Origin of the sequence: Pseudomonas baetica (assembly GCF_019733355.1) — a bacterium.
Taxonomy (GTDB): domain Bacteria; phylum Pseudomonadota; class Gammaproteobacteria; order Pseudomonadales; family Pseudomonadaceae; genus Aquipseudomonas; species Aquipseudomonas baetica_A.
In genome coordinates, this window is sequence record NZ_JAIHLQ010000091.1 from 1 (window position 1) to 5,463 (window position 5,463).

Sequence of the window (5,463 nt, forward strand, 5' to 3'; positions counted from 1 at the left end):
GGATGATGTGCGTTCACGTAGCTTGCCGAACACCCCGACAGCCAACCGACGTCGTGGGCCACATCCAGACAAGGTAAAGCCGAATCGACTGGGGGAAGAACAGTATTACAAGGCGCTGTTGGATGTCAGTGGTGAACGGATGGAGGCACAATTAGATAGGCTAGAACTTGCCGATATTGCCAATGAAGCTACACAGACAGCGGTAAAACGTAAACGGGGAAGGCCACAAATAACAGGGCCAAGAGATGAATCTCCGTCACCAGTTGTTCAAGATGCGATAAACCTGTGGCAGCAGAGAGCACGATCATAAATTAGGCCTGTGTAAATAAGGTCTGCATATGCTGAGTTTATTTGTAGAAGTTCATACTTGATTTGATTGTATAGATCTAGTTATCACCTGACACCGGCCTCAAACCGGTGTCTTGTTTACGCGCTACTTTAGTGCGCACTTCCTTCGGTATCAATTTCAGACCCTTAATGAACATGCTGTAGGGAGTCTGTCCTTTCATCATCCTGCCCTGATGTGGCCGCTGGGTGTTGTAGTGATCCAGGTAGCTGTCCAGGTCTGTCTGCATCTGCTCCACCGACTCATACCAGGTTGTCCTCCCCTTGATAACGGAAGTGTTCGTCCAGCTGTGTGTGATGTAGTCGCTCGATAAAGCCGTTGCTCTGCGGTCTACGCCCCTTGGTGGTCCGGTGCTCAATCCCCTCCAGTTGTAGGAACAGCTCGTAGGGATAGTGGTCAGGGCGCCCACAGAACTCGCGCCTGTTGTCCGATAAGATGGTATAGACCCGAGCCTCATGGGCTTCGAAGAACGGCAGTACCGTTTCATTGTTGATCAGATCACCAAGTCCTTAGTTAGTTCAATTTAAGCTGCATCGATTTGGGCAACAACGCCATTCGGCAGTAAATGAGCGACGTAATCTTGTCATTGAACACCTCAGGTCATGGTGGCGACTGTACCACCTAAAATGGTGTCCGGATGATTAAACCATATATGGACGCCCCCGGGTTGTGCAAGAACTGAACTGATACGGTTTGCGACCATATATCCGGCGTTATGATGGGATTAACTCCCTCGCCATGATGTCATCCGAGCCTTGCTTCCTTATCACTACACCGGTATATGCATACCCAGGTCTAATTCAGGCTGTTACAAGGACGGACCCGTTTCTTCATCAGTGCCTGCAAACTCAGTAACGTAGATTTTCTAAGCAAATATCAAATTAACTTCCTGCAAAAGCTCTGTTCATACTGAAATCAACCGAGTCAGTTAGTACACGCCAGATGATCCAATAAGTCTGAGTTCTGTAGTAGTGATAACCTGCAATGATTGCCGCAAGGCAAAAGACAGCTAGAATAATCATCGACTTTGACATATTGGCAGACCTATCATTTCACGGTTTTTTAGTGCCATATGTTGGCATCTGGAACAGTGATATTAAAAAAAAGACAGCAAAGCTTTTGTCTTGCTGCCTTTTAAGTATGGAGAAATTTTAAGCAAACAGTTGGGAAATGTGCTTGTCAAAATTCGCGAAGTCTTGTTCAATAGTTGGGTTTTTAATTACATCATAGGCTGCAAAGCCTGGTAAAGAATCAAAGCCATTAAATTGATATACTTTGTGTAGCCACATAAATAAACCGTCGACACCTTTACCTTCAAAAAACTCATTAGTATCAAAAGCATACTTAGGCGCATTAAGTGTTACGGATAGCATGAATTTTTTACCTTTCTCAACACCGCCAGAACCATAACGTTGGCTGGGGTCATCGATTACTCGACCATCATGATGAGCTAGCTTACCGCCTAAACCTGCTGTAAATACTTCATCAATGTACTTCTTGAATAGCCATGGTGCACTCATCCAAAACAGTGGCGCGGGAATTCAGATAATAAGTGCGACACTCATGGATGAATGGCGAGAGGTGGCCAACTGCTGATTGGTGGTACCCTTATGCTCGCCAAAGTAAAAGCAGTATCACCATGAGCTATCAGCAGTTGACCGAGGGGCAACGATACCAGTTATCGGTGCTTCGCGCACAGGGGATGTCCATCCTTGCCACCGCACGCGCCATTGGCGTTCATCGCTCCACCCTCTACCGGGAGCTGCGTCGTAACGCCGGGCCGCAGGGCTACCAGCCAGACAATGCGCATCAGCACGCCACCCACCGACGGGCCAGTGCGGCCAAATCTCGGCTATCTGCCGATGTCATCCAGTTTGTCGAGCTGACACTCGCCTGGTGGTGGAGCCCGGAGCAGATAAGCGCGGTGGGCAAGCAGATAGGCCTCATGGTGAGTCACGAGTGGATATACCGCCATGTGGCCGCCGACAAAGCCCGGGGTGGCCAGTTGTACCGCCATCTGCGCCAGGGCCACAAGCGCTACCGCAAGGGGGCGAGCAGCCTGCGTTCTCCCATCAAGGAAGCCCGCTCTATTGATGAACGGCCGGCTATCGTCGATAGCCGGGAGCGGCTCGGTGATTGGGAGGCGGACACGGTGCTGGGCAAGCAAGGCACAGGTGCACTGGTCACTCTGGTGGAGCGCAAGAGCCGGCTCTATCTGGTCAAGCGGGTCGCGAGCAAACAGGCTGGGGTGGTGCGGGATGCGATAATCGAGATGTTAACGCCCTACATCGAGCAGGTGCATACCATCACCTTTGACAACGGCGGCGAGTTTGCCGAACACAAGGCGATAGAGGAAGCGCTGGGTGCCGAGACTTACTTTGCGCACCCTTACTCTTCGTGGGAGCGCGGTCTGAACGAGAACAGCAATGGGCTGTTGAGGCAGTTTATCCCAAAGGGAACAGACCTGAGAGAGGTCACGGACGAGGATGTCAGGAGAGCGGAGCAGTGGCTCAACCTACGACCTCGGAAATGTCTCGGATTCAGGCAGCCTGTCAAGGTATTCGAAGAGTACCGTCAGGCGGCATAGGCGAGTGTCGCACTTCGAAGTTGAATTCGCGGCGTTTGTACAATAACCACATCTGCCCATTGATGTTTATCTATTTCACTATTAACATCATACTCTTCGTCAATAACTGTTGTTTGAACGTTATAGCCTAGCATGGTTAAACGATCTTCTGCGACAGAGGCAAAAGATTGATTCAGTTTACCTTCCGCAAAATTTTCCCAACGTTGGTGTGCATTGATAATTAGTGCATTCTTCATATTCATTTGCCTTATTGGGTAAGAAAATAGAGCAGCAACAACTTGTCCACGGTAATCCTCCCGCTAACTCAGGATCATGCCGCTCTTAAGTTGAGGGTTATGTTAAGTGCTAGTCTGAGCCTCAACAATAAACACTCCTGCTAACAGATAACATAAAGTGAAAAAGTAACTAATTTGAATTGATCTGACAGTTATGCATCCACAAAACAGGTAACTGTCAGATCAGATCGCGACTTCTACAGCTTATATATTTAGCAAAACTTAAACCTTCATGTATTTGTCGAACCAGCCAATTAACTTTTCAGGATGGCTGCCAAAGTAGTTGTAGCCAACCCAACGGCGTGGTGTCCCTTCAATCCAGAACAGCTCTTTTTCTTTTGCGCCCAACAGCTCAAAAGTTTTTTCGCCATCTTCCACTGAAGTCCAGCGATCTTCACGCACTTGCACCACCAAAGTTGGCATAGTGACATCGGGTGCAAAGAGGTGAGGAGTCATTTCTGAGTTTTTCAAGCCGCCTGCTTTGACTTGTTCAAAGTCCAAAATTTCAGGAAAATCACCAGCACCTGCCACCACAGAATTTGCATAATGTTTGGTGAACGCTTCCATTGAAACCACCATTGGACTGACCATGCACGCTACATCTTTAAACAATTCAGGATGACGTGAAATTGCCTCGTACTGAGAATTGCCACCTGTGCAACGGCTTAACAGACCCACTTTCATTTTTGACAATTCTGGATGTGCGTTGACATAGTTTTGTGCACCAACGCAATCACGCCACTCATAACGACCCACACCACAAGCACCATTGCCTCCTGTGCCACTACGGCCTAAATTGCGTAAGTCATAAGTCAAAATATTGTAGCCAGCATCATGCAGGTGTTTTAACTCAAACAAAAAATTAATTTCTGTCGGGTCAAGCATGTCCCAAGGAGATAAATGTCCAGCCAAGCCATAGCGATTCATCGGCAAAGGATGATTGGCAATAATCAACAAATCAGATGGCTGAACGGCTGGAATGTACCAAGCCTCAAGCGGCACGCCATCCAAAGCAGGGAAGAACACATCTTCATAGGCCATGCCGTGGTCAGCAGGGGTTTTTAAAATCGGGGTGCGCATCGGCTTAGCAGAAAAATTGGCCACGGCTTGAATGACCGCAAATTGTTCTGCTGTGGGTTGGTTTTGAATGCTCATCTTTGATTCCTATTCTTTATAAGGGGTAGCCACATCATTTCATTTAATGCAGGCCGCATTGTCTTCAAAGCATAGCTTAGGTTTTAAGCACTGAATTTCCGATGCCCAAAAAAATCAATTCCTTGCCTAAAATAGTCACAAATCAATGAAAGTGTTGTTCATAACCATATTTTGCATGTAAAATATGGTTATGAACAACGAAACCCTATGCGCCATCGCACGCCAATTGCTCAAGCAGCAGCAAGCCTCAAATTCATCTATAGTTGAAGGGCTATTGCCCACATGCAGCCCTGACATAGATCTTTTTTATCAGACCAGCGCTCAAGAGCTGCGACCGACACTGTACGCACCTGGATTGGTATTTTTATTTTCAGGTGAGAAAAGTGTACAGCTTGGGCAAAATTATTACGTATACAACCCCAGCAAAGCTTTGTTGCTGACTGGAGTTTATCCTGTGTACTGCAACATTCGCGCCAGCGAACAAGAACCTGTCATTGGGATACAAATCCGTTTTGAACGCAAACAAGTGGCGCAATTGCTACACCACTTGACTGTGCATTCAGACAGCACATCGGAACAGATGGCAGCAGCCCATTCGCACTCGGGTTTTTTGTCTGTTCAAGTGACTCCAGCCATCCAAACGGCTTTATACGGGTTGTTGAATGCACTAGGCAATCCAGTCACGTGCGATCTGTTTATGCCCACACACATTCAAACGCTGGTATATGCGGCATTAGAACAAGCCGATGTTTGTGCATTTATCCGCGAGTGGCTGGAGCAAGATGGTAGCTTTGCTAAATTTTTACAAGCCTCTGAGTTTCTTTTACGTCAATTGGATCAGCCTGTCACTTTGCATGATTTGGCGTCCCATATGGGCATGAGCATTCCCACCTTGCAGCGTAGATTCAAGCACTATACGGCCGATTCACCCATGCAATATCTAAAAAAAGTGCGCCTCAGCCACGCTTATGCTCGCCTCACGCAGACTAACTGCACCGTGCAAAGCGCCGCTTATGCAGTTGGCTATGAAAGCGTGTCGCAGTTCAGTCGTGAATTTAAACGCTATTATGGGCAGAATCCACAGCAGGTTAAGCGAATTT

The 5,463-nt window shown here is 47.6% G+C and carries 6 protein-coding genes and 1 pseudogene; 3 read left to right on the plus strand and 4 right to left on the minus strand.

The window, feature by feature from the left end; all coding sequences use genetic code 11:
• Positions 1 to 310 (plus strand): hypothetical protein (locus K5E40_RS33935; RefSeq protein WP_221734393.1); only part of this gene is annotated, 310 nt, incomplete at its 5' end.
• A gap of 76 nt (positions 311 to 386) precedes the next feature.
• Here the strand turns inward: K5E40_RS33935 and K5E40_RS33940 are convergent.
• Both K5E40_RS33940 and K5E40_RS33945 read right to left on the minus strand, forming a co-directional pair.
• Positions 387 to 834, minus strand: a pseudogene (locus tag K5E40_RS33940) (integrase core domain-containing protein); the annotation flags it as partial.
• A 663-nt stretch (positions 835 to 1,497) separates the two neighbouring features.
• The gene (locus K5E40_RS33945) at positions 1,498 to 1,887 is read right to left on the minus strand and encodes an NAD(P)H-dependent oxidoreductase (RefSeq protein ID WP_134473991.1); all 390 of its coding nucleotides are present in this window, start codon (positions 1,885 to 1,887) and stop codon (positions 1,498 to 1,500) included.
• Positions 1,888 to 1,985: 98 nt separating this feature from the next.
• Here K5E40_RS33945 and K5E40_RS33950 point away from each other — a divergent pair, with 98 nt between their 5' ends.
• Positions 1,986 to 2,933, plus strand: coding sequence for an IS30-like element ISAs2 family transposase (locus K5E40_RS33950; RefSeq protein ID WP_019706001.1), 948 nt, complete (start codon positions 1,986 to 1,988; stop codon positions 2,931 to 2,933).
• On the opposite strand, the gene K5E40_RS33955 is transcribed toward K5E40_RS33950, so the two are convergent.
• Both K5E40_RS33955 and K5E40_RS33960 read right to left on the minus strand, forming a co-directional pair.
• Positions 2,921 to 3,169 carry an NAD(P)H-dependent oxidoreductase gene (locus K5E40_RS33955; protein WP_158021597.1) on the minus strand — a complete coding sequence of 83 codons (249 nt, stop codon included), beginning with the start codon at positions 3,167 to 3,169 and terminating at the stop codon, positions 2,921 to 2,923. The two genes, K5E40_RS33950 and K5E40_RS33955, sit on opposite strands and share 13 nt — an antisense overlap.
• A gap of 261 nt (positions 3,170 to 3,430) precedes the next feature.
• Positions 3,431 to 4,363 carry a S9 family peptidase gene (locus K5E40_RS33960; RefSeq protein WP_020724554.1) on the minus strand — a complete coding sequence of 311 codons (933 nt, stop codon included), beginning with the start codon at positions 4,361 to 4,363 and terminating at the stop codon, positions 3,431 to 3,433.
• 190 nt (positions 4,364 to 4,553) lie between these two features.
• On the opposite strand from K5E40_RS33960, the gene K5E40_RS33965 reads away from it, so the two are divergent.
• A partial coding sequence (locus K5E40_RS33965) for an AraC family transcriptional regulator (RefSeq protein ID WP_165821915.1) occupies positions 4,554 to 5,463 on the plus strand: 910 nt, incomplete at its 3' end.

Coding starts and splice junctions, on each gene's coding strand:
- K5E40_RS33950 (WP_019706001.1), top strand. CDS start 1,986: ATGAGCTATCAGCAGTTGACCGAGGGGCAACGATACCAGTTATCGGTG.
- K5E40_RS33955 (WP_158021597.1), bottom strand. CDS start 3,169: ATGAAGAATGCACTAATTATCAATGCACACCAACGTTGGGAAAATTTT.
- K5E40_RS33960 (WP_020724554.1), bottom strand. CDS start 4,363: ATGAGCATTCAAAACCAACCCACAGCAGAACAATTTGCGGTCATTCAA.